The following is a 26,700-nucleotide window of genomic DNA, read 5'->3' on the forward strand; positions in this document are numbered from 1 at the left end:
CTCCCCCGCCCGCCGCCGTCGCTCACGCGTCGGTGAACTTCTCGCCCTTCGCCGCCTTCTCCAGCAGCAGCGCGGGCGGCAGGAACCGGTCGCCGTAGCGCTCGGCCAGCTCCCGGGCGCGGGCCACGAAGCCCGGCAGACCGCCCTCGTATCCGTTGATGTACTGGATCACGCCGCCCGTCCAGGCCGGGAAGCCGATGCCCATGATGGAGCCGATGTTGGCGTCGGCGACCGAGGTGAGCACGCCCTCCTCGAAGAGGCGGACGGTGTCGAGCGACTCCGCGAAGAGCATCCGCTCCTTCATGTCCTCGAAGGGGACGTCCGCGCCCGGCTTGCCGAAGTGCTCGCGCAGCCCCGGCCACAGCCGGACGCGCTTGCCCTCCTCGTCGTACTCGTAGAAGCCCGCGCCGCCGCTGCGCCCGGGGCGGCCGAACTCGTCCACCATACGGTCGATGACCGCGTCCGCCGGGTGGCCGGGCCAGACGCCGCCCGCCTCCTCGACCGCGCGCCGCGTCTCGTCGCGGATCTTGCGGGGCAGGGTGAGGGTCAGCTCGTCCATCAGCGAGAGCACCTTGGCGGGGTAGCCCGCCTGGCCCGCCGCCTGCTCGATGGAGGCGGGCTCGACGCCCTCGCCGAGCATGGCGACGCCCTCGTTGATGAACTGGCCGATGACCCGCGAGGTGAAGAAGCCGCGCGAGTCGTTGACCACGATCGGGGTCTTCTTGATCTGGCGGACCAGGTCGAAGGCGCGGGCCAGCGCCTCGTCACCGGTGCGCTCGCCCTTGATGATCTCGACCAGCGGCATCTTGTCGACGGGCGAGAAGAAGTGCAGCCCGATGAAGTCGGCCTGGCGCTCCACGCCCTCGGCGAGGCCGGTGATCGGCAGGGTGGAGGTGTTGGAGCAGAGCAGCGCGTCCGGCTCGACGATGTCCTGGATCTCCTGGAAGACCTTGTGCTTGAGCTCGGTGTTCTCGAAGACCGCCTCGATCACCGCGTCGCAGCCCGCCAGGTCCCCGGGGTCGGCGGTCGGGGTGATGCGCGCGAGCAGCTCGTCGCGCTGGGCCTCGGTGGTGCGGCCCCGCGAGAGCGCCTTGGCCAGCAGCTTCTCCGAGTACGCCTTGCCCTTCTGGGCGGCCTCGGCGGAGACGTCCTTGAGGACGACCTCGATGCCGGCGCGGGCGCAGGAGTACGCGATGCCCGCGCCCATCATGCCGGCGCCGAGGACGGCGACCTTGCGGACCGGGCGAGGCTCGACGCCCTTGGGGCGGTTGGCGCCGGAGTTGACGGCCTGGAGGTCGAAGAAGAACGCCTGGATCATGTTCTTCGCGGTCCGGCCGGTGACCAGCTCGGTGAAGTAGCGGGCCTCGATGGTCAGCGCCGTCTCGAAGTCGACCTGGGAGCCCTCGACGGCGGCCGCGAGGATGTTGCGCGGGGCCGGGTAGGGGGCGCCGTTCAGCTGCTTCTTCAGATTGGCCGGGAAGGCGGGCAGATTGGCGGCGAACTTCGGGTTCGACGGGGTGCCGCCCGGGATCCGGTAGCCCTTGACGTCCCAGGGCTGCTGGGACTCGGGGTTCGCGTCGATGAAGGCGCGCGCCTTGGCGAGCATCTCCTCGGGGGTGGCCGCGACCTCGTGCACCAGACCGTTCTCCAGCGCCCGCCGGGGGGAGTACTGGGTGCCCTGGAGCAGCACCTTCAGCAGCGCGTCCGCGATGCCCATCAGCCGTACGGTACGGGTCACGCCGCCGCCCGCCGGGAGCAGGCCCAGGGTGACCTCGGGCAGGCCGATCTTGGAGCCGGGGGCGTCGAGGGCGATGCGGTGGTGGCTGGCGAGCGCGATCTCGTAACCGCCGCCGAGGGCCGCGCCGTTGATGGCGGCGACGACCGGCTTGCCCAGGGTCTCGATGCGGCGCAGCGCGTGCTTGATGGCCATGCCGGTCTCGAACGCCTGCCGGGCGTTCTCGGGGCCGATCCGGATCATCTCCTTGAGGTCGCCGCCCGCGAAGAACGTCTTCTTGGCGGAGGCGTAGATGATGCCCCGGATGGAGTCCTTCTCGGCCTCGGCGCGGTCCGCGATCGCCGCGATCGAGTCCTTGAAGGCCTGGTTCATGGTGTTGGCGGACTGGTTGGGGTCGTCGAGGACGAGGGTGACCACGCCGGTCTCGTCCTGTTCCCAGCGGATGGTGGTGCTCTCGCTCATGTGATGCTGCTCCGTAACGGGTTGGCCGGGAAGAGGACGGTCAGAGACGCTCGACGACGGTGGCGATGCCCATGCCGCCGCCCACGCACAGGGTGGCGAGGCCGTAGCGCTGGTCGCGGCGCTCCAGCTCGTCGACGAGCGTGCCGAGGATCATCGCGCCGGTGGCGCCCAGCGGGTGGCCCATGGCGATGGCGCCGCCATTGACGTTGATCTTGTCGAGCGGGAGGCCCATGTCGCGGGCGAAGCGCAGCACCACTCCGGCGAACGCCTCGTTGATCTCGACGAGGTCGATGTCGTCGATGGTCAGCCCGGCCTTGGCGAGCGCCTTGCGGGTGGCGGGGGCGGGGCCGGTGAGCATGATGGTCGGCTCGGAGCCGGAGACGGCCGCAGAGACGATACGGGCGCGCGGGGTCATGCCGTAGCGCTCGCCGACCTCGCGCGAGCCGATGGCGACGAGGGCCGCGCCGTCGACGATGCCGGAGGAGTTGCCCGCGTGGTGGACGTGGTCGATCTTCTCCACCCAGTGGTACTTCTGGAGCGCCACCGCGTCGAAGCCGCCCATGTCGCCGATGGCGGCGAACGAGGGCTTGAGGGCCGCCAGGGAGTCGGCCGTGGTGCCGGGGCGCATGTGCTCGTCGTGGTCGAGGACGACCAGGCCGTTGCGGTCCTTGACGGGCACGACGGAACGGGCGAACCGGCCGTCCTTCCACGCCTCGGCGGCCCGCTCCTGGGAGAGCGCGGCGTACTCGTCGACATCGCGCCGCGAGAAGCCCTCGACCGTGGCGATCAGGTCGGCGCCGATGCCCTGCGGGGCGAAGTTGGTGTCGAAGTTGGTCATGGGGTCGGCGAACCAGGCGCCGCCGTCCGAGGCCATCGGCACCCGCGACATCGACTCGACGCCGCCCGCGAGCACCAGGTCCTCCCAGCCCGAGCGGACCTTGGCGGCGGCCAGGTTGACGGCCTCCAGGCCCGAGGCACAGAAGCGGTTCTCCTGGACTCCGGCGACCGTGTCCGGCAGCCCGGCGGCGATCGCCGCGATCCGGGCGATGTCGGAGCCCTGGTCGCCGACCGGGCCGACCACACCGAGGACGATGTCGTCGATCGCCGCCGGGTCCAGGTCCGGGAAGCGCCCCCGGATCTCGTGGATCAGACCGACGACCAGGTCGATCGGCTTGGTGCCGTGCAGGGAGCCGTTGGCCTTGCCCCGGCCGCGCGGGGTGCGGATCGCGTCGTACACATACGCTTCGGTGCTCACGGAAAAGCCTTTCAAAGAGGGTTAGCCGAGCAGGGAACGACCGATGATCTCCTTCATGATCTCGGTCGTCCCGCCGTAGATGGTCTGGATGCGTCCGTCCGTGAAAGCCCTGGCGACGCGGTACTCGCTCATATAGCCGTAGCCGCCGTGCAGTTGCAGACAGCGGTCGGCGGTGCGCTTCTGGAGCTCGGTGGCCCACCACTTGGCCATCGAGGCGTGCACGGCGTCGAGCTCCCCGTTCGAGTGATCCACGATGCAGCGGTCGACGAACGAACGGGTGACGGCGCACTCGGTGGCCATCTCGGCGATCTCGAAGCGGATGTGCTGCTTGGTGGCGAGCGGCCGCCCGAAGGCCTCGCGCTCCTTCACGTACCGGGTGGTGATCTCCAGGAGGTGCTCGGCGGCGGCGATCCCGGCGACGGCGATGGCCATGCGCTCCTGCGCCAGATTGGTCATCAGGTGGACGAAGGCGCCGTTGAGCTCACCGAGCAGGTTCTCCTTGGGCACCCGTACGTCGGTGAAGAACAGCTCGGCCGTGTCCTGGGACTTCTGGCCGATCTTGTCGAGGTTGCGGCCGCGCTCGAAGCCGTCCGTGCCCCGCTCGACGACGAGCAGCGAGAGCCCGTGGGCGCCGCCCTCGGGGGTGGTCCTGGCGACGACGATCACCAGGTCGGCGAGGATGCCGTTGGAGATGAACGTCTTGGAGCCGTTGAGCAGCCAGTGGTCGCCCTTGTCCTCGGCGTGCGTGGCGATGCCCTGGAGGTCGGATCCGGCGCCCGGCTCGGTCATCGCGATCGCGGTGATCAGGGAGCCGTCGCAGAAGCCCGGCAGCCAGCGCCGCTTCTGCTCCTCGGTGGCGAGCCCGGTCAGATACGGGCCGATGATGTCGTTGTGCAGCCCGATGGCCAGGCCCGCCGCGCCCGCCCGGGTGAACTCCTCGGCGAGCACCACGCCGTAGCGGAAGTCGGCGGTGCCGCCGCCCCCGTACTCCTCGTCGACCGCGAGCCCGAGCAGGCCCTGGCGGCCGGCGGCCAGCCAGGCCTCGCGCGAGACGATGCAGTCCTTCTCCCACTGCTCGTAGTGCGGCAGGACCTCCTTGGCGAGGAAGGTGCGCACGGTCTCACGGAAGGCCTCGTGCTCGGCGGTGAAGATCTGCCGCTTCAACGGTCGTTCTCCTTGGTGTGCTTGGCGCTCGGGGCCCCGGCGAGCTCCGGCACGCCCCAGTCGCGGGCGACCTCGGCGGTGTCGGCGCCGGGCAGGGCGGGCGGACGGCGGACGGAGCCGGGGGTGGCCGAGAAGCGGGGCGCGGGCCCCGGCTGGGTGAGGCCGCCGTGCTCCACGAAGGTGGCCCGGGCGGCCAGATGGGGGTGGGCGGGCGCCTCGCGCAGCGAGAGCACCGGTGCCACGCACGCGTCCGACCCCTCGAAGACGGCCGTCCACTCCTCGCGCGTACGGGTGCGGAACCGCTCGGTGATGGCGGTGCGCAACTCCTCCCACCGGGCGAGGTCCTTGCGGGCGGGCGCGACCGCGTCGAGTCCGAGCAGCCGGATGAACTCGTCGTAGAACTGCTGCTCGAGGGAGCCGACCGCCATGTACTGGCCGTCGGCGGTCTCGTAGGTGCCGTAGAACGGGCAGCCGCCGTCGAGCAGGTTGGCGCCGCGCCGGTCCTGCCAGCCGCCCGCCGCCAGCATGCCGTGGATCATCGTGGCGAGGTGGGCGGCGCCGTCCACGATCGCCGCGTCCACGACCTGCCCCTCGCCGTGGGCGCGGGCGTGCTGGAGGGCGGCGAGGACGCCGACGACGAGGTAGAGCGAGCCGCCCGCGTAGTCGCCCACCAGGTTGGCGGGGACGGTCGGGCCCTCGTCCGGCTTGCCGATCATGCCGAGGGTGCCGGTGACGGCGATGTACGCGATGTCGTGGCCGGCGCGGGCGGCGAGCGGCCCGTCCTGGCCCCAGCCGGTCATCCGTCCGTAGACCAGCTTCGGGTTGCGGGCCAGGCACTCCTCGGGCCCGACGCCGAGGCGCTCGGCGACGCCCGGGCGGTAGCCCTCGACGAGGATGTCGGCCTTCTCGACCAGGTCGAGGACGCGGCGGGGGCCCTCCTCGGACTTCAGGTCGATCAGTACGGACCGCTTGTTGCGGTTGGTCAGGTCGTACGCCGGGTCGATGGCCAGACCCGCGCCGCCGGGGCGGTCCACCCGCACCACGTCGGCGCCGAGGTCGGCCAGGAGCATCGCGGCGAACGGGCCGGGCCCGATCCCCGCCAGCTCGACCACGCGCACCCCGGTGAGCGGGCCGTACCCAGAACCTGTCATCGAGCCCCCAGCACTGTGACACAACTGATGTAACAGCAGCGATGCTAAGAACGTGTTCCACTTCGCACAAGCCCTCTGCGCGAGCAAGCGCTTGGTTTTTACCGAGTGCCGGCGCGTGTTCCACGAGCCCTCGCCCGGCCGCGTCCAGGTCCGTTCTCCTTGATCACCCACAACACCGCTTCTCACGCTAGCCTCAGCCACCGACAACGGCGCGGGAGCGCGGCGGGGACGAAGCGGAGGGCACCACCTTGGAGCGGTCGGAGCGGTCACAGCGGACGGAGCGGCAGGCGGCGTCGAGGCCTTACGACATCGTGCTGTTCGGGGCCACGGGGTTCGTGGGCACGCTCACGGCGGAGTATCTGGCCGCGCACGCGCCGCAGGACTGCCGCTGGGCGCTGGCGGGGCGGTCGGCCGCGAAACTGGAGCGGCTGCGCGAGAAGCTGGCCGCGATCGACCCGGCGTGCGCCTCGCTCCCCCTGATCACCGCGGACTCCTCCGACCCCGACTCGCTGCGCGCCCTCGCCGAGTCCACCCGGGTGGTGGCCACCACCGTCGGCCCCTACGTCTGGTACGGCGAGGGGCTGGTCGCCGCGTGCGCCGAGGCGGGGACCGACTACCTCGATCTGACCGGCGAGCCGGAGTTCGTGGACACGATGTACGTACGCCACGACGCGCGGGCCCGGGAGACCGGTGCCCGTCTGGTGCACGCCTGCGGCTTCGACTCGGTGCCGTGCGACCTCGGTGTCTATTACACGGTCCAGCGGCTCCCGGAGGGGGTGCCGCTGCGGGTGGACGGCTTCGTACGCTCCAACGCGATGTTCTCCGGCGGCACCCTGGCCTCGGCGATCACCGCCATGGGGCGCGGCCCGCAGCAGCTGAGGGCGGCCCGGGAGCGGCGGCTGCACGAGCCGCGGCTGGTCGGGCGCCGGGCCCGGGCGCCGCTGGGCACCCCGCACTTCAGCCGCGAGACCGGCGCGTGGGCGCTGCCGCTGCCGGTCCTGGACCCGATGGTGGTGGCCCGCTCGGCCGCCGCGAACGCCCGCTACGGGCCGGACTTCCGCTACCGCCACTTCGCGGGCGTGCGGCGGCTGCCGATGGCTCTGGGGGCGGTGGCCGGGGCGGGCGCGGCGTTCGGCGTGGCCCAACTGCCGCCCGCCCGGCGGTGGCTGATCAGCCGTTACGAGCCGGGCAGCGGCCCGGACCAGGAGCGCCGCGACCGCAGCTGGTTCTCGCTGCGGTTCGTCGGGGAGGGCGGCGGGCGGCGCGTCCTCACCGAGGTGTCGGGCGGGGATCCGGGGTACGGGGAGACGGCGAAGATCCTGGCGGAGGGGGCGCTCAGTCTGGCCCTCGACGAACTGCCGCCCCTGTCCGGTCAGTTGACCACGGTCACCGCGATGGGTGACGCGCTGCTGGACCGCGTCCAGAAGGCCGGCATCCGCTTCCGGGTGGCCGACGCGCGCTAGGCCACGGGATGTTGTACGGGCCGGAGCGCGGTGCGCAGTGCCTCCCTGCACAGCGCGTCCGCCCTCCGCGTCGACTCCGGCAGGCGGTAGCGCGGGGTCAGACTCAGGACGTGGGCGCAGGCGTTGTCCAGGCTCACCCGGTGGCCGACCGAGACGAACACCGGCTTGATCCCGGCCTGGGTGCGCAGGGCCCGGCCGACCTCCTCGCCGGGACCCGCCACCAGCGGCGAGGCGGCGCCGCGCTCGGTGCCCGGCTGCTCGTACGCGAAGGTGAACGGGTTCTTGGCGACGCCGATCACCGGGAGCCCGGTGAGCACGCCCAGGTGGGAGGCGAGGCCGAAGCGGCGCGGGTGGGCGAGCCCGTACCCGTCGCAGACAACCAGGCCCGGCCCGGTGCTCAGCGCGTCGAGGGCCGCCAGGACCGTGGGGATCTCCCGGAAGGCCAGCAGCCCCGGCACGTACGGAAAGGCGACCCGGCCCACGGCGGTGGACTCCGCCACGACCTCCAGGGTGGCCGCGTCGAGGACCACGGCGGCCGCCGCGACGACGTCACGCTCGTCGTCGTAGGCGACGTCGACGCCCGTGACCAGGCCGGTGCCGGGCGGCGGGCCGGGCTCGTCGAGCACCACGCGGCCGCGCAGTTCGTCCTGCACGGCCAGCGCCCCGGCCTCGTCGGCGGGCCAGCCCTCGGGAATCTCTGTGAGCGTCACCATCCCGTCAGCCTAGACGCGGCCGGAGTAGCCTGACGATCATGTTCATACTCGACCTGGCCTACACGGCCCCGCTCGCCCGCGTCGACGAGCTGCTCGACGCCCATGTCGCCTGGCTGAACGGGCAGTACGAGGCGGGTGTGTTCATCGCCTCCGGCCGCAAGGAGCCCCGCGAGGGCGGGGTCATCCTCGCCGTCGGGGACGACCGCGCGGAGATCGAGAGGATCACGGCGACCGACCCCTTCAGCGTCAACGGCGTCTGCGCGTACCGGATCACCGAGTTCTACGCGACCAAGGTCGCCCCCGGACTCGACCGGTACCGCCAGGAGCTGCCCGACGACAGGCCCTAGCGGGACAGCCGCGCCACCCGGCCCTTCTCACCCGCCGCCCAGCAGCCGCCGTCGGGGGCGCAGTCGACGGTGTCGTACGAGCCGGTGTCCACAGTGTGCCAGGTGCGGCCGCCGTCGGTGGTCGCGTCGGTGCCGGTGGGACCGACGGCGAGCGCGGCCGAGCGGCTGTGCGGCAGCCAGGCGACGCCGGAGCGGTAGGCCGCGACCGGGGTCCGCGCCGGGGACCAGGTGCGGCCACCGTTCCCGGTGGCCTCGGACGCCCGGGGCGAGAGCTGTCCGGCCCGGTAGTCGCCGCCGACGGCGAGCCCGTGCGTACGGTCGCGGAAGGCGAGCCCGAAGACGCCGCGCGCCGGGTCGCCGGCCGGGATGGTCGAGTCCGTCGCCGTCCAGGTCAGGCCCCGGTCGGCGGAGTGCAGGACGCGTGCGGTGGCGGCGCCGCCGCTGGCGAGCCAGACGTCGTGCGGCCCGGAGCTCACCAGGCACTGGCCGCTCGCCGCGAAGGACGCCTCGCCGGGCCGCGCCTCGGGCATACCGGTGCTCGGCAGCACCTTCCAGGAGCGGCCGCCGTCGGCGGTCGACAGGATGCGGTACTTCCCGTCGACCGGATCGCTCACCGCGAGGCCGTGGCGGTGGTCGAAGAAGGTGAGGCAGTCGTAGAACGCCTTGGGGTCAAGGTTGCGGAACGACTCCTTCCAGGTGGCGCCGCCGTCCTCGGTCCGATAGACCCGGGACGCCTCGCCCTCGCCGATGGCGAGCACCACGGCCCGCCGTCCGTCGAACGCCTCCACGTCCCGGAACTCCAGCTCCCCGGCGCCCGGAGGGGACACATCGCGCCAGCTGCGCCCGCCGTCGGAGGTCCGCAGCACCGTGCCCCTGCTCCCGGCCACCCACGCGGTGTTCCGGCCGACCGCCGCCAGGCCCCGGAACCTGGCGTCCACACCGGTCGGAGTGGGCTGCCAGGACGGCGCCGGGCGGCCGTCGCCGTGGCCGTGCGCGTGGGCCGGAGCGGTCAGCGCGGCCACCAGCGCCACCCCGCCCAGTCCCACCGACAGCATGCGTCTCGTCTTCCCCATGGGCTTCATGGCGCTGGAAGCTAGCCGACCCCGCGAGGGGCGTCCAGAGGGCGAAATTCGACCGTATCGACATCAATCCGGAGACCGTTGAACACCGCGTGGGGCCGCGCGGTGACGCACCGGAAAGTGACGCACACGTAGCGATCAGGTGACACAGCTCACCCTCGGCTTGTGTGCACGCAACCGTGTTTTCTGCCGTCTTCGTGAGCAGCAGGAAGAGAAGTACCCGGTCGTGAGGTTAGGGGAACAGGGCGTTGTCCACTGTCATCGAGCAAGCCGTCGAGGCCCGCCTGATCGCGTCCGACCCTCGGGTGCAGACCGTTCCCGCGACGCTCAGCTACGACCGCGAGGACCCGTTCGCCGTGCGGATGGTCTTCCCCGCGCCCGCCACTTTGGAAGGGGTGGAGGTCTGCTGGGCGTTCTCGCGCGAACTCCTGGAGACGGGGGTGGACACCTCCGCTGGGATGGGCGACGTCCGGGTGAGGCCGTACGGCTTCGACCGCACGGTCGTGGAGTTCCACGCGCCGGAGGGCACCGCGATGGTGCACATCCGCACCTCCGAGCTGCGCCGCTTCCTCAAGCGCACCCAGCTGATGGTGCCGGCCGGCCACGAGCACCACTATCTCGACCTCGACGGCGACCTCACCGCGCTGCTGCGCGACGCCTGCTGACCGTGTCCGCCACGGCAGGACATCCCGCGCCGTAAATCGTTTGCACCCGGCCGGCGCCCCGTCGTACGTTCTTCTCGGCCCTGTTGTCGTCGATCGGAGTAGGACGTTGCTCGTCTGAGGCACCTGAGACACCGTTTCGCGCACTCCCTTCCGTGTCGCGCGCGCGGTGTGACCTGCCTCCGAGCCGTCCTCCACGACCAGGGCCCTTCGCGTTCTCCGCTGCTGCCCTGACACCGGTGTCTCAGTTCCCGTTGCCCCCGCCCTTCCCCGCAACAGGGAGACACTTATGTCTACGTACTCCGCGTCCTCGACGCACATCGGCTGCACCGACCTCACCTTCGCCTGGCCCGACGGCACCACCGTGTTCGACGGCCTCCAGCTGGCGGTCGGCCCCGGCCGCACCGGGCTGATCGGCCTCAACGGCTCGGGGAAGTCCACGCTGTTGCGGCTGCTCGCCGGTGAACTCACCCCCACCGGCGGCCGGGTCGCCGCGGCCGGCGAGATCGGCTATCTGCCGCAGAACCTCACCCTGGCCACCGGCCTGCGGGTCGACGAGGCCCTCGGCATCGACCGGGTGCGGGCCGCGCTGCACGCCATCGAGGCGGGCGACACCCGCGAGGAGCACTTCACGGCCGTCGGTGACGACTGGGACGTGGAGGAGCGGGCCCGGGCCGCGCTCGGACAGCTCGGCCTCGACGCCGTCGGCCTCGACCGCACCATCGGGGAGCTCTCCGGCGGCGAGTCGGTGCTGCTGCGGCTGGCCGCGCTGCTGCTGCGCCGCCCGGACGTGCTGCTGCTCGACGAGCCCACCAACAACCTCGACCTGCGGGCGCGCCGCCGGCTGTACGACGCGGTCGCGGCCTGGCCGGGGGTGATGGTGGTGGTGAGCCACGACCGCGAACTCCTCGACCGGGTCGACCAGATCGCGGACCTGCGCGACGGCGAGGTCGCCTGGTACGGGGGCAACTTCTCGGCGTACGAGGAGGCGCTGGCCGTGCAGCAGGAGGCGGCCGAGCGGATGGTGCGCACCGCCGAGGCCGACGTCCAGCGGCAGAAGCGGGAACTGACCGACGCGCACGTCAAGTTGGCCCGGCGTCAGCGGTTCGCCCAGAAGAGCTACGAGAACAAGAGGGTGCCGAAGATCGTCGCCAACGGCCGCCGGAGCGAGGCCCAGGTGTCGGCGGGCAAGCACCGCATCCTCCAGACCGAGCGCCTCGCCCAGGCGAGGGACCGGCTGAACGAGGCGGTCGACGCGGTGCGGGACGACGACGAGATCCGCGTCGAGCTCCCGTACACCAAGGTCCACCCGGGCCGGAGCGTGCTCACTCTTCGTGAGCTGCGACTGCCGTACGCACAGGGGCCGTTGGGCAGCCTGGACATCCACGGGCCGGAGCGGATCGCGCTGGTGGGCCGCAACGGGGCCGGCAAGACGACCCTGCTGAGGGCGCTGGCCGGGCAGCTCGCCCCGGCGGCCGGCGAGGCGGTGGCCCATGTGCCGCTGCGGTTCCTGCCGCAGCGCCTGGACGTGCTGGACGACGAGCTGAGCGTGGTGGAGAACGTGGCGCGGTACGCGCCCGGCGCCACCGCCAACGCGATCCGGGCCCGGCTCGCCCGCTTCCTGTTCAAGGGGGCCCGCGCCGACCGCCCGGCCGGGACCCTCTCGGGGGGCGAGCGCTTCCGGGCCTCGCTCGCCGCGCTGCTGCTCGCCGAGCCCGCGCCGCAGCTGCTGATGCTGGACGAGCCGACGAACAACCTGGACATGGCGAGCGTGCGGCGGCTCACGGACGCGCTGGCCGCGTTCGAGGGGGCGCTGATCGTGGCCAGCCACGATGTGCCGTTCCTGGAGTCGATCGGGGTCACCCGGTGGCTGCTGCTCGACGGCGAACTGCGCGACACCACGGCGGAGGAGGTGCGGGGGGAGAGCTGAGGGTGCGGACGGAGAGCTGAGGGTGCGGGCGGAGAGCTGAGGCATGCCCGACTTGCCTCTCCGCCACCCACCCTGACCTGGGCGTATGACAGAGAGTGGCGGACCGGGAAGAGGACGGGACTTGGAAGCAGGCTTACCGCCCGCTTAACCTACGGTCTCGTAACCTACGTAGCCGTAGGTAGCCCGTCCCCTTTCCCCGTCCCCCTGGAGTACCCGTGACGATCACCTCTCCCCACCTCGGCAGCGCGGACGTGTGGACCGACGCCCGACTGCTGTACGCGTTGGAGGAGGTCGTCGAGAAGGAGCTCAACCGGCACCTCAAGGTGGCCAAGGACTGGATGCCGCACGAGTACGTGCCGTGGTCGGACGCGCGCAACTTCCCCGGGCTCTTCGAGGACGGCGAGGCCTGGGAGCCGCAGCAGTCCAAGGTCACCGACATAGGCAAGATCGCGCTCGTGGTGAACCTCCTCACTGAGGACAACCTGCCCAGCTACCACCACGAGATCGCGAGCCTGTTCGGCCGGGACGGCGCCTGGGGGACCTGGGTGCACCGCTGGACCGCCGAGGAGGGCCGGCACGGCATCGTGATGCGCGACTACCTGCTCGCCTCGCGCGCCGTGGACCCGGACAAGCTGGAGCAGTTCCGCATGGCGCACATGTCGGAGGGCTTCGAGTCCGACAACCGGCACTCGATGCTGCACTCGGTGGCGTACGTGGCCTTCCAGGAGCTGGCCACCCGCATCTCGCACCGCAACACCGGCCACCAGTCGGGCGACCCGGTCTGCGACCGCATGCTGGCGCGGATCGCGACCGACGAGAACCTGCACATGGTCTTCTACCGCAACCTGCTCGGCGCGGCCTTCGAGATCGCCCCCGACCTGACGATGCAGGCGGTACGCGACGTGGTCGTCGGCTTCCGGATGCCCGGCCACGGCATGCCCGGCTTCGAGCGCGCCGCCGCGCAGATGGCGATAGGCGAGATCTACAACCTGCGCATCCACCACGACGACGTGCTCCAGCCCGTGCTGCGCTTCCTCAAGGTCCTGGACATCGACGGGCTCGGCCCGGAGGGCCTTAAGGCGCAGGAGGAGCTCGGTCTGTACATGGGCGGCCTGGACGCGGAGGCGAGCAAGTTCGACGAGAAGCTCGCCGCGCGCAAGGCCCGGCTGGCGGCCCGCGGCAAGGCCTGACGGCCGCCGCGCCTCGCGGGGCGCCTGAGACCGCCGCGACCGTCGCTCCGGGCGGTCAGCGCGCGTCCTCCCGGATCAGCTCCGCCGCCTTCTCCGCGAGGGCGACCGTCGGGGCGTGGGTGTGGCCGCGCGTGATGCGCGGCATGACGGAGGCGTCGACGACCCGCAGCCCCTCGGTGCCGCGCACCCGCAGCCGCGGGTCGGTGACCGAGCCCTGGTCGGCGCCCATCCGGCAGGTGCCGACCGGGTGGTACAGGCTCTCCGCCGAGCCGCGCACCGCCGCCGCCAGCGTCTCGTCGTCCACGACGCCCGGATAGGGCGCCAGCGGCCCCGAGACGTGCTCGGCCAGGGCCGGGGTGGCCAGCAGCTGCTCCGCCCGGCGCACCCCCACCAGCAGCCGGCGCAGATCGTCCTCGGCGGTGAGATAGCCGGGGTCGATCCGGGGCGGGGTGGTGGCGGCCGTCCCGCCGAGGTCGATCCGGCCCTCGCCGGCGGGCTGGAGCAGCACCACCCCGACGGTGAGGCCGTGCTCGGTGGGCGGGGTGAGGCCGTGGTCGACGAACGGCGCCGGGGCGAAGACCAGCTCGATGTCCGGCGCCACCAGGTCGGGCCGGGTGCGCACGAACGCCACGGCCTCCGCGAGGTTGGAGGTCAGCGGCCCCCGGCCGCGCAGCAGGAAGCGGCCGAGGTTGGGAAGCGTGTCCGCGCCGGTCAGGGTGACGGGGCTGGGGCAGCGCACGGTCACCGCGTACGCGAGATGGTCCTGGAGGTGGCGGCCGACGTCCGGCGAGGCCACCCTGACGTCGACCCCGGCCGCCCGCAGCCGCTCCGGGTCACCGATCCCGGCGAGCATCAGCAGCTGCGGGGAGCCGATGGCGCCCGCGCTGAGGATCACCTCGCGGCGGGCGGTGAGGGTGCCCGGGCCGCCCTGGGTGCGGACTCCGGTGGCCCTGCTGCCCTCGAACTCCAGCCCGCGCACCCGGGTCTGGGTGAACACGTCCAGGTTGGGGCGCCGCGCGGCCGGTTTCAGATAGCCGTCGGCGGCGCTCCAGCGGCGGCCCTTGCGCTGGTTGACGGGGGTCGTGGCGTATCCGGAGTGGTCCGGGCCGTTGAGCTCCCTGAGCCCGGTGAGGCCGCGGTCGTGGCAGGCGGCGAGGAAGGCCAGGGTGAGCGGGCTGGGGTCGCGCAGCGGCGAGACCCACAGCGGCCCCTCGGTGCCGTACACCGAGTCCTTCGGCGTCGGGCCGGTCCACCGCTCGGCCCGGCGGAAGTAGCGGACGAACGCGTCGTACGCCCACTCGGGCCCGGCCGCCTCGCCCCAGGCGTCGTAGTCGGCGCGGTGGCCGCGGACCCACATCATGGCGTTGATGGCGGAGGAGCCGCCAAGGGTGTGGCCGCGCGGCCAGTAGAGCTCGCGCCCGCCCAGCGCCTCCTGCTTCGCGGTGGTGAAGTCCCAGTCGTACGCGGTCTTGAAGAGCTTCGGGAAAGCGGCCGGAATCCTGATCTCCGGCTTGCGGTCGCGGGGGCCCGACTCCACGAGCGCGACCCGGACGCCCGGGTCCTCGGAGAGCCGCGCCGCGAGCACACAGCCCGCCGAGCCGGCCCCCACCACGATGTAGTCGTATGTGCGCTCCGCCGTGCCCGCTGTCCTCAACACGCCCCCCAGGCCGTGACGTCGGGTCCTCCACCGCTGTCAGCATGACCGGCCGGGGCCGGACGTGCCAGGGCTTGTGGGGCATCCTGCACCGGAACCGTCCGGATCCTATGGGCGGCTCCGCCGGCTCCAGCGGGTCCGAGGGGGCACGCGCGGGTGCGGACGCGCGGCCCGCCCCCGAAACGGGCACGCGCGTCCGCCGGCGGAACCCGGCCGTTCCTGAGGCAGCCGGGTTCGTGGCTCTCAGGCCCGGCCGCGCCGCAGCTGACGGCTGCGCTGGAGCTGCAGTCTCTCCTGCTCGGAGAGGCCGCCCCAGACGCCGAACCGCTCGTCGTTCGCCAGCGCGTACTCCAGGCAGGCCTGGCGTCCTTCGCAGCCGCCGCAGAGCATCTTGGCCTCCCGCGTCGAGCTCCCGGGCGCGGGGAAGAAGAACTCGGGCCCCGCCTGGGCGCACAACGCGGTCTCCTGCCAGGCGAGTTCCTGCCCGGCGATGGTGGTGTTGATCGACATGGCATCCATGCTGGCCGGGCCGGATCAACGTCCGGTCAATGATCGTTGAACGCCTTGCGCCGCCCGCGTCAGGCGGCCCCCTCCGCCTCGCGGTCTTTGGCCGATTACGGCCGGACGATCACGCTCCCCCGCCCCTCTCCCCCGTCCTGCCGGGCCCTCCCGGTCACGATGGTCCGGGCGCACGGCTGCGCCCAACCGGCGCGCCCGGATGGCCCGTTCTCGTTCCTCCTCAGTCTCGCACCGGCCACTGACAGTGCGGGCCGGAGCGGTTCCGGCCGCCTTCGCCGTTGCCCTGAGCGACCGGAAGGCCCGGCCGTAGTGTGGAGCCCTTCGTCGATCACGACCCGGCAGGGAGCCGATATGACCGAGGCCACCACGGTGCGCACACCGACCGGCGCGCAGGCGGTGCAGCGCGCCCTGGAGGTGCTGCACTCCTTCCACGACAACGGCCCCGACCTCAGCGCGTCCGATCTCTCCCGGCGGCTGGGGTTACCCGTCTCCACCGCCCACCGGCTGGCCCGCACGCTGGTGGCGGCGGGCTTCCTGGAGCAGGACGTGCGCACCGCGCGCTACCGGCTCGGGCCCGCGATGACCGAGCTCGGCCGGCTCTCGTACCACCGGCGCGGACTGCACCTGGCCGCCCCCGAACTGGCCGACCTGACCGCGCGGACCGGCGCGGTGGCCGACCTCGCGCTGCGCAGCGGCCCGCATGCGGTGATCGTCGCGGGCGGCCCGGTGCCCCCGATGGCCGGGCTGCGCCGCCCGCTGCGCTCGACGGCGCCGGGCCGGGTGCTGCTCGCCTGGCCCGGGCCGGACGAACCGGCCGCCCTGGACGAGGAGTTGGCGGACGTACGGGCCGACGGCTTCGCGCGCGAGGAGAGCGGGAGCGCGCTCACCGGGGCGTACGGGGACGGGTACGGGACGCGCACCCTCGCCGTTCCGGTCCTGGACCGCGCCGGCCACGCCCGCTTCGCCCTCTCGCTGCGGGGCGCGACCTCGGTGATGACGGACGAGCGCGCCGCCTGGTTCCTGGCGCAGGCACGCGCGTGCGCCCAGGCCCTGGAGATACTGCTGCTGCCCCCGGCCGAGCGCCGCCCGCCCACGGCGTAGGCGCCCCTCCGGGAGCCACCGGGGGTGTAGGCCACCGATCCTAGGAGGCGCTCTTCTTGGCGCGGCTCGGCTGCACCCGCTTGGGCTCGCCCGGCATCTTGGGGTAGTCCGGCGGGTACGGCATGTCCCCCAGCTCGTGTTCGTGCTCGTCGCGGGCGGCGAGTTCGAGCAGCGGCTCCAGGCTGAAGGCGTGGTCCTCCATGTCCGCGTGGACGTCCCCCACCTCGGCGTACCGCGCGGGCATCGTCTTCAGGTCGAAGTCCTCGGGGTGCACGTCGTCGAGCTCCTCCCAGCGCAGCGGCGCCGAGACGGGGGCGTGCGGCTTGGGGCGGACCGAGTAGGCGGAGGCGATGGTGCGGTCGCGGGCCGTCTGGTTGTAGTCGACGAAGATCCGCTCCCCGCGCTCCTCCTTCCACCACGCGGTGGTGACCCTTCCCGCCATCCGCCGCTCCAGCTCGCGCCCGACGGCGATGGCGCAGCGGCGCACCTCGGTGAAGGTCCAGCGGGGTTCGATGGGGACGAAGACGTGGATGCCCCGGCCGCCGGAGGTCTTGGGCCAGCCCCTGATGCCCGACTCGTCCAGCAGGGCGCGCAGCTCGTGGGCGACCGGGACCGCGTCGTCGAAGCCGGTGCCGGGCTGGGGGTCCAGGTCGATGCGGAGCTCGTCGGGGTGGTCGGTGGCCTCGCGCCGCACCGGCCACGGGTGGAAGGTGAGGCAGCCCAGGTTGGCGGCCCACAGGACGGCGGCGGGCTCGGTCGGGCAGATCTCGTCGGCGTGCCGGCCGCTGGGGAAGGAGATCCGGGCGGTGGGGATCCACTCGGGCAGGTTCTTGGGCGCCCGCTTCTGGAAGAAGGACTCGCCGTCCACGCCGTCCGGGTAGCGCTCCAGGGTGGTCGGGCGGTCGCGCAGGGCGCGGGTGATCCCGTCGGCGACCGCCAGGTAGTACGTGGCCACGTCCAGCTTGGTGTAGCCGCGCTCCGGGAAGTACACCTTGCCCGGGTTGGACAGCCGGACGGCCCGTCCGGCCACGTCCAGCTCGACGGCCTCGCCCTTGCTCGTGCCCATGCAGGCCACGGTAGGCGCGCTCCGCAAATGGCGCATATCGGCACAGTCCGGTGAGAATCATCGGTATGGATCTGCCGGTGATGCCGCCCCTGAAGCCGATGCTCGCCAAGTCGGTCGCCAGGATTCCGCCCGGGATGCAGTACGAGGCGAAGTGGGACGGCTTCCGGGCGATCGTGCACCGCGACGGCGACGAGATCGTCATCGGCAGCCGCAACGGCAAGCCGCTGACCCGCTACTTCCCCGAGCTCGCTCAGGCCCTCACGGAGCGGCTGCCGGAGCGCTGTGTGGTGGACGGCGAGATCGTCATCGTCCACGAGGGGCGCCTCGACTTCGACCGGCTCACCGAGCGCATCCATCCGGCCGCCTCCCGGGTGAACCTGCTGGCCGAGCGGACCCCGGCCAGCTTCGTCGCCTTCGACCTGCTCGCGCTCGGCGACGCCTCGCTGCTCGACACCCCGCTGAGCGAGCGCCGGGCGGCCCTGGTGAAGGCCCTGAGGAAGGTCACCCCGCCGGTGCACCTGGCCCCGGCGACCACGGACGTCGAGGAGGCCCAGGAGTGGTTCGAGCACTACGAGGGCGCCGGGCTCGACGGAGTGGTGGCCAAGCCTCTCGACCTGCGCTACCGCCCGGACGCCCGGCTGATGTACAAGATCAAGCACGAGCGCACGGCCGACGTGGTCGTGGCGGGCTACCGCGTCCACAAGAGCGGCCCCATCGTGGGCTCGCTGCTGCTCGGCCTGTACGACGGCGCCGGCGCCCTCCAGCACGTCGGCGTCTGCGCGGCCTTCCCGATGAAGCGGCGCGCCGAGCTCGTCGAGGAGCTGGCGCCGCTCCTGATGGACGACCCGGTGGGCGGCGGGCACCCCTGGGCGGCCTGGCTCGACGAGGCCGCCCACGAGGGCGCCCGGCTGCCCGGCGCGCAGAGCCGCTGGACCGGCAAGAAGGACCTGTCGTGGGTGGCGCTGCGGCCGGAGCGGGTGTGCGAGGTGGCGTACGACCACATGGAGGGCGACCGCTTCCGGCACACCGCCCAGTTCCGCCGCTGGCGCCCGGACCGGTCCCCCAACAGCTGTACGTACGCCCAGCTGGAGGAACCGGTCTCCTACGACCTGGCGCAGGTGCTGTCGGGCGGCTGAGCGGCGCGCTCAAAGCGGGCCGGGGGCGCGGGCGGGGCCCGGGGACGGGTCTCAGCCCTCGCGGCGGGCGATGACCCGGTACGCGTTGGAGAACCGGGTCCGCCGCGCCACCGGGTTGAGCAGCTGGTCGAGCCCGTACACCGCGATCAGCACCGGCAGCGCCGCCCACACCAGCGTGAAGCGGACGGCCCGGGAGGCGCGGCCGGGGCGGCGGGGCAGCCAGGGCGCGTCGTCGCGCGGCAGCAGCCGGTCGAGCAGGAACCAGCTGGCGCACACCAGGTCGGCCGGGATGTGGGCGTCGCGCCGCTCGGCCACCTCGACCGTGAAGCCCAGCTCCCGCAGCTGCCCGCACAGGTTGCCCATCGGGACCATGTTGAGGTGCTGGGGCTGGAACCAGGGCAGCCAGCGCCGGCCGAGCAGGCGCCCCGACCACGACTCGGGGTCGGGCACCTCGATTAGCAGATGCCCGCCGGGCGCCAGCGCCGTGTGCGCGGCGGCGAGTTCGCGGTGCGGGTCGGGGGTGTGCTCCAGGTAGTGGAACATGCTGACCGCGTCGTAGCGGCCCGCCATCTCCCCGGCGAGCTCCACGAACAGCCCCCGGTAGGCCTGCTTGACCCGCCCCTCCTTGGCCGCGATCTCGACGCCCTCGCCCAGGTCGAGACCGTCGAACTCGGTGTCGGGCAGCACCTCCTTGGCGGTGGCGCAGAAGTGGCCGAGCGAGGTGCCGACGTCCAGCCAGCGGCCGGGCAGGGCGACCCGGCGCAGCGCGCGGGCGCTGCGCCGGAACCGCTTCCTGCTGCCGTTGCCCTCGAACATCTTGGCCGTGGTCTCCGCGCCGAGGCCGTCGTAGAAGTCCCGGTAGTAGAAGTCCAGGCCCTCCTGGCTGAGCTGCGGGTTCTGGAAGACGTGCCCGCAGCCCCGGCACGCGTCGAGGACGAAGGCGCCGGGCTTGCCCTGGATGAGGTCCGTGGTGCGGAATCTGCGGCGCAGGTCGTGGCCCCGGCACCACGGGCAGTCGGTGCGGGCCGGCCGGAAGAAGCGGGCCGTGCCACGGGCCAGCTCCTCCTGGTACGACGGGCGGAGTTCGGCGATCCGTTTGCTGTCGGGCATGGGCGTCCCTCTCTGTGGGGGCTCTATCGGGGGTGTCCGGTGGCGGCGGCGAGCTTTTCGAGGTGGGTGGCGGCGGCCGACTCGCCGCCCGCGGCGCGGAAGGCGTCCCGCACGCGCCGGGCCGCGGCCCGGTGGCCGGGCAGGGTCACCACCGCGTCCAGGGCCGCGCCGATCTGCTCGCGTCCGGCCCGCGCGAACTTCACCCGCACCCCGGCCCCGGCCGCCACCACCTGGGCCGCCACGACCGGCTGGTCGTCCCGGATCGGGGCGACCACCAGCGGCACCCCGTGCCACAGCGCCTCGGTGACGGTGTTGTGCCCCGCGTGGCAGAGCACCGCCGACATCCGCTCCAGCAGGGCGACTTGCGGCAGCCCGGCCCGTACCAGCACGTCGGGTCCCGGTGGCACCGCCCCGAGCAGCCCGCCCGGGTCGCAGACCACCGCCCGCAGCCGCCCGGCGCGGGCGCGCACCGCCGCGACGCTCTCGGCGAGGAAGCGGCCGCCCGCGTCGGTGTTGGCCGTGCCCAGCGTGACCAGGACCGCCGGTGTCCCCGGTGCCAGGTCCAGCCACTGCCAGGGGAAGTCCCCGGTGTCCAAGCGCCGGGCGGCCAGCGCCGGTCCGACGAACCGCAGCTCCGTGTCCGGTGCGGTGTACGGGCCGGTCAGCTCGGGGGTGGTGAAGGCGAGGGTGAGCAGCGGGGAGAAGCGCGGGTCGTACGTGGCGGCCGGGTCACCGACGCGCGCTCTCAGCTCCCCGAGCAGCCCGGTGAGCCAGCTGTGCACGCCGGGCATCCCGGCCATGCTGTCGGTGAGTTCGGCCGAGGTGGTGGACGAGGTCGCGAAGGGCACCCCGAGGCGCTCCGCCACCAGCGCGCCCGCCACGGTCTGCTGGTCGGCCACCACCACGTCCGGCCCGAACGCGCCGATCGCCGCCTCCACCCCGGGCGCCATCGCCTCGGCGAGCGGGCCGAGGAACCGCCCCCAGAGGAACTTCAGGGCAGCGGCCCCGCGCAGCTCGGGCGGCCGTCCGCCGATGCCGTCGGGCCCGGCGCACTCGTACACCAGCGGCCGCTCCCCCACCAGCCGCTCCACGGCCTCCGGGCGGCCCGCCCAGGCCACCTCGTGGCCCCGGGCGGCCAGCTCGGCGGCGACGGCGGCGGCCGGGTTGATGTGGCCGGTCAGCGGCGGCACCACGAACAGGAAGCGGCTCACCGGACCGGGTCCGGCTCGCCCGGCCCGGAGGCGGCGGGAAGCGCGGCCGTGTGGTCGCGGATCCAGCTCAGCGCCAGCTCGCCGACCGCCTCGGACGCCTCGACCAGGACGGAGTGCTTCTGCCCCGGCACCACCGCGACCCGGCAGCGCGGCAGCAGCGACCGCAGCCGGGCGGCCTCGGCGGCCACCAGTCCCTCCTGGCCGTTGATCAGCAGCACCGGGCAGCGCACCCGGCCGAGCTGCTCGTCGGTGAGGACCCGGCCGCCGGGGATGTCCTCGGCGATGGTGGTGGAGCGCACCAGCCGCCCCGCCGCCTGGCCGAGCCTGCGGATATGGGCGTCGTGGCGGGCGTCGCCGGTCCGGGTCGAGGAGAGCGTGCCGTACTGCTCGGTGAACCACAGCAGCGCGTCGTCCTCGGACATCTCCCCGGCGTGCCGCAGCGCCGCCGCCATGGTGTGCGACCAGGTCCGGCTGGCGGGCCCGGACTCGATCACGGTGACGGTGGCGACGCGCTCGGGCCGGTGCACGACGTAGTCGAGCGCGACCGTGCCGCCGAAGGAGTTGCCGACCAGGTGGACCGGCCCGTCGATCTTCAACTCGTCGAGCAGGGCGTCCAGATCGGCGGTGAAGTCCTCCAGGGTGTAGCCGCGCGGCGGCCGTTCGCTGCGGCCGTGCCCGCGCAGGTCGTACATGACGGCCTCGTATCCGGCGGCGGCGAAGAGGGGGCCGAGGGTGAAGTAGTAGCTGGCGAGGCTGTCGATGAAGGCGCCGTGGACGAACACGGCCGTGCCCTGCGGCCGCCGCCCCCGGGGGGCGAGCCGCTGGACGTGCAGCCCGAGCCCGTTGGCGCGGATCATCACCATCGGGCGGCTCCCGGTCCGGGGGCCTCGCCCAGACAGCGCACCACATGCGTGACGAGCCGGCCCACGGTGAGCGCGATGATCTCGTCGATCTCCAGACCGGCGACGAACTCCGCGAAGTTGACCCGCTCGCCGTACCACTCCTCCAGATGCCCGGAGAGCATGACGAGGTCGATGCTCTCCAGCTCCAGGTCGTCCCCGAACAGGGTGTCGGGGCGGATGTCGGCGGGGTCGGGGGCGTAGTCGCCGAGCACGGTCACGATGAGCTGGGCGATCTCGGCGAGGACGGTCTCCTCCAGGGCCGCCCGCCGTTCCGGGTCGGTCTCCTCGTCGAGCGGGGCGGGGCCGGGCGGCCGTTCGCTGGTGGTCACGGGGCACTCTCCTTGGGGGACGGCGCGGACGTGGTCCAGGCCACGACGTGGGTGTCGGTGACGAGGGCGCAATGGACGAGGTGGCGGCGGCCGTCGACGGTGACGGTGAGGGAGTCGGGGGCCGCCTCGGTCACCTCGAAGGCGTGCGGCCGCCCGCCGAGCCCGGTGCCCGCCGCCTTGGCGACGGCCTCCTTGGCCGTCCAGAACCGGGTGAACCACAAGGCCTCGGACTCGCCGGTTTCGGCGACGAGGCGCTGGAGGAGGTCGAGTTCGCGGGCGCCGAGGGCGACCCGGAGGGTCTCGGGGGCGCGGTCCGCGATCTCCTCGACGTCGATGCCGACGCCGTACGCGGACGGGTCCGGCCCGGCCGGGCGGACGAGCGCGACCGCCAGGTCGCCCCGGTGGGCGAGGGAGAGGTGGAGTGCCGGCAGGGTGCGGCCGTGCTTTCCCACGGCCCGGGGCCGCCCCGACTCCTCGTTGACGATCTCGATCTCGGCCGGGAACACCGCGCCTTCGCCGTGCTCCCAGAGCCAGCCGCGCACGGCGTCCTTCGCGGCGATCCGGCCGAGCAGCCAGGGGCGCCGGCCGCGCGGCGGCTTCGTCTCGTACGCCTCCCGTTCGGCCCGGCCCAGTTGCATGCGCATCAGCAGGTCGCGCGAGGCGAGGTCGGGCCAGGCGTCCCGCAGCAGACACCAGCCGCCGGGCCGGGTCTCGGCGAGGGCCAGACGCTCCGGGTAGCCACCGGACCTGCGCGCGTCGAGCCCGGAGAACCGGCGGTCGCGCCAGCCGTTCAGCTCCGCCCACACCGTCCCGTCGGGCAGGGTGAGCCGGACGTCGGCGAGCAGGGTGTCCTCGGTGAGCGAGGTGATGACGGCGTGGCAGTCGACGGGGGCGCCGGTGGACGGGGGCGGCCCGAAGAAGCGGGCCGCCGCCAGGGCGACGGGGAAGATCACGGTTCTGGTGGGGCGGGTCGACATCAGCCAGTAGCCGAGGAGCTGGCCCACGTTGTCGAGGAGCGCGCCGGGCGCGGCGGGCGTGCTGATGGTGCCCCGGACATGGCCGGGCCCGATCCCCCGCAGCGCGGTGACCCCCTGGAACGCGGGGCCGTGGAACATCCACCGGTCCTCGTACAGCTGGGCCGCCGCGATCTCGGGCGGGCGCTCGTCGGCCGCGTCGAGCGGTGGTACGGGCCCGGGGCCGGGGTAGTGGGGGGCGAGCTGGACGGTCGCGCGGGCGTACGGCCCGAACGCGACCGCCCAACGGCCGTGCCCCTGCGGCCGGGCGGTGACCGTCACGTCCACCGCCGGGATGGCGTTGACCCACTTCTCCAGCCGTACGTCGTGCACGGCGACGGCCCGCTGTCCGGGCGCGGCCTGTTCGGCGGCGGCCATCAGATGGTGCAGGACGGTGGTGGCGGGGACGACGGGGTGCCGGTCGGCGGTATCGGGCCAGCCGGGCCGCTGCGGGAAGAAGCAGTGGTCGAGCAGATAGGGCATGTCGGCGGTGGAGACGCGGAGCCGGGTGCGGTGCTCGGCGGGCGGGGCGGCGACCGGCGCGCTCGCGGCCTCCAGTACGGCCGTGACGCTGTCCGCCGTCTCCCGCAGCAGCGCGTCGAGCTCGGCGGCGACGGGGTGGCGGCGGGTGACCTCGTCACCCAACGCGCCTGCGGTACGCGGACGTTCGGGTACCCCTCCGGTACGAGGGCGCAGCCCGGCACGTAACTCGTCCAGGCGGTGGGGGTCGAGGGGGACCAGAGCGGCACTCAGGTCGAGGGGGACGGGGGCGGCGGAGGCGCGTGACCCCTCTGCGGAGGCGGCGGAGGCGCGGGACTTCACCGGTCGGACGGGCGGCAGTGCGCGCCCCTTCGGCCCCTGCCCGGCGGGCGACAGCACATACCCCTCCGCCCACATCCCCGTCTCCACCCGCAGCAGCTGCGCCAGCCCGCTGCGTTGGGGCGAGTTGGCCGAGAGGGTGAGGTGGTCGCGGTTCTTGAGGGTGTCGTCGATCAGCGACGCCAGCCGGCCGGTGCCCACCTGGACGAAGGCGCGGAAGCCCGCCGCGTACAGGGCGTCCACCAGCGGCCGGAACCGCACCGGCTCCAGAAGGTGGCGGACGAACAGCGCCCGGACCTCGTCGGGGTCGGCCGGGAACGGGGCCGCCGTGGTGCCGGACCAGACCGGGATCTGCGGCGCAAGGATCTCCGCCGCGTCCACACCGCGCCGCAGGGGACCCAGATACGGGGCGAGCATCGGGGTGTGGAAGCCGGAGCGGAACGGCAGCACCTGGCAGATCACCCGCTCCGCGCGCAGTTTCGCGGCGAACTCCTCGACCGGCCGCTCCGGGCCGCACACCATGGACTGGCCGGGCGAGTTGTCGTGCGAGAGGACGAGGCCGGGCCAGTCGGCGAGCGCCTCGCTCACCCGGGCCGCCGGGGCGCCGATCGCCGCGAACACCAGGCCCGGCACCCGCAGCGAGTCGGGGTCGACGGCGGCGAAGAACGCGTCCGCCTTGTCGGCCGCGAACACACCGCCGGCGATCATCGCGGCCCACTCCCCCACGCTGTGCCCGGCCACCCCGTCGGGCCGGACGCCCAGCGCTCGCAGGGCCTGGTCGAGGAGGCGGCCGACGCGCAGCACGCCGAGCCCGTGCCGGGCGACGTCGGTGGCTTCCGTGTACGAGCGGCCGGGCAGCCGCAGCCCGTAGTGCTCGGCGACCTCCTCCACCCGGGGCGCGAACTCGGCCTCCAGGCCGGGGAAGACGAACGCCACCTTGCCGCCGCCCGCCGCCCCGAGCAGCGGGCGCGGAGCGAACCACACATCGCCGCGGCCGCGCCACGGGCGGCCCTGGGCCACGGCGCGCCGGGAGAGTGCCAGCCGTTTGGCGGTCGGGTCGACGATGCCGAGGCGTGCGGCAGGCACATCCCAGCCGTACGCGGCGGGCTCCTCCCGTCCGTACGAGCAGCCGCCCCGCTCCCGTACCGTCGTGTCGTCCGTGTCCAGGAGGCGGGCCATGTCCTCGGCCGTGTCGGCCGTCAGGCGCAGCACCGCCTCCGGCTCCCGCACGGCCGCCCGGCGCGGGGCGGGCGCGGCTGTCGGCGTCTGTTCCAGGACCACATGGGCGTTGATGCCGCCGAACCCGAAGGCGTTGACGGCGGCCCGGCGCAGCGGCCCCTCCCAGGGGCGGGCGACGGACACCGGGCGGAACCGGGTGCGGGCGAGGGCGGGGTGCGGGTCCTCGCAGTGCAGGGTGGGCAGCAGCGTGGCGTGGTGCACGGCGAGGGCCGCCTTCACCAGTCCGGCGACGCCCGCCGCGGGCATACAGTGCCCGATCATCGACTTCACCGAGCCGATGACGGGGGCGGCCCCGCCGTCCGCGCCCGGCCCGAACACTTCGGCCAGTGTGGCCAGTTCGGCCGCGTCGCCCGCCGGGGTGCCGGTGCCGTGGGCCTCCAGGAGGCCGAGGGAGCCGGGTGCGCGCGGGTCGAGGCCGGCCGCGTGCCAGGCCTGGCGGACCGCGCGGGTCTGGCCGCCCGGGTCGGGGTTCATCAGCCCGGCCGCGCGGCCGTCGCCCGCGACTCCGGTGCCACGGATCACCGCGTACACCCGGTCGCCGTCGCGCTCGGCGTCCGCCAGCCGCTTGAGGACCACGACGCCCGTGCCCTCGCCGATGAGGATGCCGTCGGCCGCCGCGTGGAAGGGGCGGCTGCGCTGGCTCGGCGAGAGGGCGCGCAGCTGGGCGAACACGCTCCACAGGGTGATGTCGTGGCAGTGGTGGACGCCGCCCGCGAGCATCAGGTCGCAACGGCCCGAGGCCAGTTCGCCCACCGCCTGGTCGACCGCGATCAGCGAGGACGCGCAGGCCGCGTCCACCGTGTAGGCCGGGCCGCGCAGGTCGAGGCGGTTGGCGACGCGGGACGCGGCCAGGTTGGGCACGAGCCCGATCGCGGACTCCGGGTGCTCGGGTCCCAGTGTGTCGGTGAAGGCCGATCGCACCCGGTCGAGCTGGTCGGGGGCGAGGTGCGGGAGCAGCTCGGACAGGGTGCGCGTCAACTGGTGCGCGGTGCGCACCCGTTGGTCGAGCCGGACGAGCCCCGGGTTGAGGTAGCCGCCCCGGCCGAGGACCACCCCGACCCGGCCGCGGTCGGGCAGCCGGTCCTCACCGCCCGCGTCCGCGATCGCCCGGGCCGCGACCGAGAGCGCGATGAGCTGGTCCGGCTCGGTGCCCGCGACCGAGCTGGGCATGATGCCGAAGCGGGCGGCGTCGACCTCGGCGAGGCCGTCGACGAAGCCGCCGCGCCGGCAGTAGATCCGGTCGGCGGCGCCGCCCGGGTCGCCGGGCCGGTAGTAGACCGGGTCCCAGCGTCCCTCGGGCACCTCCCGTACGGCGTCCACCCCGTCGACGAGGTTGCGCCAGTACGCGTCCAGGTCCCCGGCGCCAGGAAGCAGGACGGCCATCCCGACGATGGCGACCGGGAGCCGGCTTCCCTTCGTGTACGACTCGGTCGGCTTCTCGTCGGCCATG

21 protein-coding genes are annotated in these 26,700 nt (G+C 73.5%); 7 read left to right on the forward strand and 14 right to left on the reverse strand.

The features are described 5' to 3' along the window. Positions 1–22: 22 nt before the first annotated feature. The 4 genes from ABD236_RS33740 to ABD236_RS33755 are packed head-to-tail and all read right to left on the reverse strand — an operon-like array spanning position 23 to position 5,767. Entirely contained in the window at positions 23–2,197 is a 2,175-nt protein-coding gene (locus ABD236_RS33740; protein WP_344081158.1) for a 3-hydroxyacyl-CoA dehydrogenase NAD-binding domain-containing protein, read from the reverse strand. A 40-nt stretch (positions 2,198–2,237) separates the two neighbouring features. Further along, positions 2,238–3,452, reverse strand: coding sequence for an acetyl-CoA C-acetyltransferase (locus ABD236_RS33745; RefSeq protein ID WP_344081161.1), 1,215 nt, complete (start codon positions 3,450–3,452; stop codon positions 2,238–2,240). Between the two features lie 21 nt (positions 3,453–3,473). Then, entirely contained in the window at positions 3,474–4,616 is a 1,143-nt protein-coding gene (locus ABD236_RS33750; protein ID WP_344081164.1) for an acyl-CoA dehydrogenase family protein, read from the reverse strand. Further along, positions 4,613–5,767, reverse strand: a complete 1,155-nt coding sequence (locus ABD236_RS33755) for a CaiB/BaiF CoA transferase family protein (protein ID WP_344081167.1) — start codon at positions 5,765–5,767, stop codon at positions 4,613–4,615. The genes ABD236_RS33750 and ABD236_RS33755 overlap by 4 nt, the downstream gene beginning before the upstream one ends. 248 nt (positions 5,768–6,015) lie before the next feature. On the opposite strand from ABD236_RS33755, the gene ABD236_RS33760 reads away from it, so the two are divergent. Next, positions 6,016–7,230, forward strand: a complete 1,215-nt coding sequence (locus ABD236_RS33760; protein WP_344081170.1) for a saccharopine dehydrogenase family protein — start codon at positions 6,016–6,018, stop codon at positions 7,228–7,230. Here ABD236_RS33760 and ABD236_RS33765 read toward each other — a convergent pair. Then, on the reverse strand, positions 7,227–7,943 hold the full coding sequence (locus tag ABD236_RS33765; RefSeq protein WP_425544012.1) for an endonuclease V: 717 nt from the start codon (positions 7,941–7,943) through the stop codon (positions 7,227–7,229). The genes ABD236_RS33760 and ABD236_RS33765 overlap by 4 nt on opposite strands. A 38-nt stretch (positions 7,944–7,981) precedes the next feature. Here ABD236_RS33765 and ABD236_RS33770 point away from each other — a divergent pair, with 38 nt between their 5' ends. Next, on the forward strand, positions 7,982–8,290 hold the full coding sequence (locus ABD236_RS33770; protein ID WP_344081172.1) for a YciI family protein: 309 nt from the start codon (positions 7,982–7,984) through the stop codon (positions 8,288–8,290). Here ABD236_RS33770 and ABD236_RS33775 read toward each other — a convergent pair. After that, the gene (locus ABD236_RS33775) at positions 8,287–9,372 is read right to left on the reverse strand and encodes a WD40/YVTN/BNR-like repeat-containing protein (RefSeq protein WP_344081175.1); all 1,086 of its coding nucleotides are present in this window, start codon (positions 9,370–9,372) and stop codon (positions 8,287–8,289) included. The genes ABD236_RS33770 and ABD236_RS33775 overlap by 4 nt on opposite strands. Before the next feature lie 245 nt (positions 9,373–9,617). Between ABD236_RS33775 and ssgD the strand changes: the two genes are divergently transcribed. The 3 genes from ssgD to ABD236_RS33790 all read left to right on the forward strand — a co-directional run bounded on the left by ssgD (position 9,618) and on the right by ABD236_RS33790 (position 13,151). Continuing rightward, positions 9,618–10,034, forward strand: a complete 417-nt coding sequence (gene ssgD, locus ABD236_RS33780; protein WP_344081178.1) for a spore wall synthesis regulator SsgD — start codon at positions 9,618–9,620, stop codon at positions 10,032–10,034. Positions 10,035–10,320: 286 nt separating this feature from the next. Continuing rightward, a complete protein-coding gene (locus ABD236_RS33785; RefSeq protein WP_344081181.1) occupies positions 10,321–11,961 on the forward strand; it encodes an ABC-F family ATP-binding cassette domain-containing protein in 1,641 nt (546 codons plus the stop codon). Positions 11,962–12,176: 215 nt separating this feature from the next. Beyond that, on the forward strand, positions 12,177–13,151 hold the full coding sequence (locus tag ABD236_RS33790) for an acyl-ACP desaturase (protein WP_344081185.1): 975 nt from the start codon (positions 12,177–12,179) through the stop codon (positions 13,149–13,151). Between the two features lie 55 nt (positions 13,152–13,206). Here the strand turns inward: ABD236_RS33790 and ABD236_RS33795 are convergent, their stop codons facing one another. Continuing rightward, positions 13,207–14,805 (reverse strand): GMC family oxidoreductase, encoded by a 1,599-nt coding sequence (locus tag ABD236_RS33795; RefSeq protein ID WP_425544024.1) that lies wholly within the window; start codon positions 14,803–14,805, stop codon positions 13,207–13,209. 243 nt (positions 14,806–15,048) lie between these two features. Beyond that, the gene (locus ABD236_RS33800; protein WP_344081191.1) at positions 15,049–15,315 is read right to left on the reverse strand and encodes a WhiB family transcriptional regulator; all 267 of its coding nucleotides are present in this window, start codon (positions 15,313–15,315) and stop codon (positions 15,049–15,051) included. A gap of 360 nt (positions 15,316–15,675) precedes the next feature. Here ABD236_RS33800 and ABD236_RS33805 point away from each other — a divergent pair, with 360 nt between their 5' ends. Then, the gene (locus ABD236_RS33805) at positions 15,676–16,425 is read left to right on the forward strand and encodes an IclR family transcriptional regulator (RefSeq protein ID WP_344081194.1); all 750 of its coding nucleotides are present in this window, start codon (positions 15,676–15,678) and stop codon (positions 16,423–16,425) included. A 40-nt stretch (positions 16,426–16,465) separates the two neighbouring features. Here ABD236_RS33805 and ligD read toward each other — a convergent pair whose 3' ends face one another. After that, complete coding sequence (gene ligD, locus ABD236_RS33810; protein ID WP_344081197.1) at positions 16,466–17,491, reverse strand: non-homologous end-joining DNA ligase; 1,026 nt, start codon at positions 17,489–17,491, stop codon at positions 16,466–16,468. A 65-nt stretch (positions 17,492–17,556) separates the two neighbouring features. Between ligD and ABD236_RS33815 the strand changes: the two genes are divergently transcribed. After that, positions 17,557–18,627, forward strand: a complete 1,071-nt coding sequence (locus ABD236_RS33815) for an ATP-dependent DNA ligase (RefSeq protein ID WP_344081200.1) — start codon at positions 17,557–17,559, stop codon at positions 18,625–18,627. Between the two features lie 51 nt (positions 18,628–18,678). Here ABD236_RS33815 and ABD236_RS33820 read toward each other — a convergent pair whose 3' ends face one another. The 5 genes from ABD236_RS33820 to ABD236_RS33840 are packed head-to-tail and all read right to left on the reverse strand — an operon-like array spanning position 18,679 to position 26,699. Beyond that, on the reverse strand, positions 18,679–19,737 hold the full coding sequence (locus ABD236_RS33820; protein WP_344081203.1) for a class I SAM-dependent methyltransferase: 1,059 nt from the start codon (positions 19,735–19,737) through the stop codon (positions 18,679–18,681). A 23-nt stretch (positions 19,738–19,760) separates the two neighbouring features. Beyond that, positions 19,761–20,948, reverse strand: a complete 1,188-nt coding sequence (locus ABD236_RS33825) for a glycosyltransferase (RefSeq protein ID WP_344081206.1) — start codon at positions 20,946–20,948, stop codon at positions 19,761–19,763. Then, positions 20,945–21,811, reverse strand: a complete 867-nt coding sequence (locus ABD236_RS33830) for an alpha/beta fold hydrolase (protein WP_344081209.1) — start codon at positions 21,809–21,811, stop codon at positions 20,945–20,947. Before ABD236_RS33830 ends, ABD236_RS33825 begins: the two co-directional genes overlap by 4 nt. Next, positions 21,805–22,179, reverse strand: coding sequence for an acyl carrier protein (locus ABD236_RS33835; protein WP_425544013.1), 375 nt, complete (start codon positions 22,177–22,179; stop codon positions 21,805–21,807). The genes ABD236_RS33830 and ABD236_RS33835 overlap by 7 nt, the downstream gene beginning before the upstream one ends. Next, on the reverse strand, positions 22,176–26,699 hold the full coding sequence (locus ABD236_RS33840; protein ID WP_344081212.1) for a beta-ketoacyl synthase N-terminal-like domain-containing protein: 4,524 nt from the start codon (positions 26,697–26,699) through the stop codon (positions 22,176–22,178). Before ABD236_RS33840 ends, ABD236_RS33835 begins: the two co-directional genes overlap by 4 nt. Position 26,700: the final 1 nt, after the last annotated feature.

This window comes from Streptomyces crystallinus (assembly GCF_039521265.1).
Taxonomy (GTDB): Bacteria; Actinomycetota; Actinomycetes; order Streptomycetales; family Streptomycetaceae; genus Streptomyces; species Streptomyces crystallinus.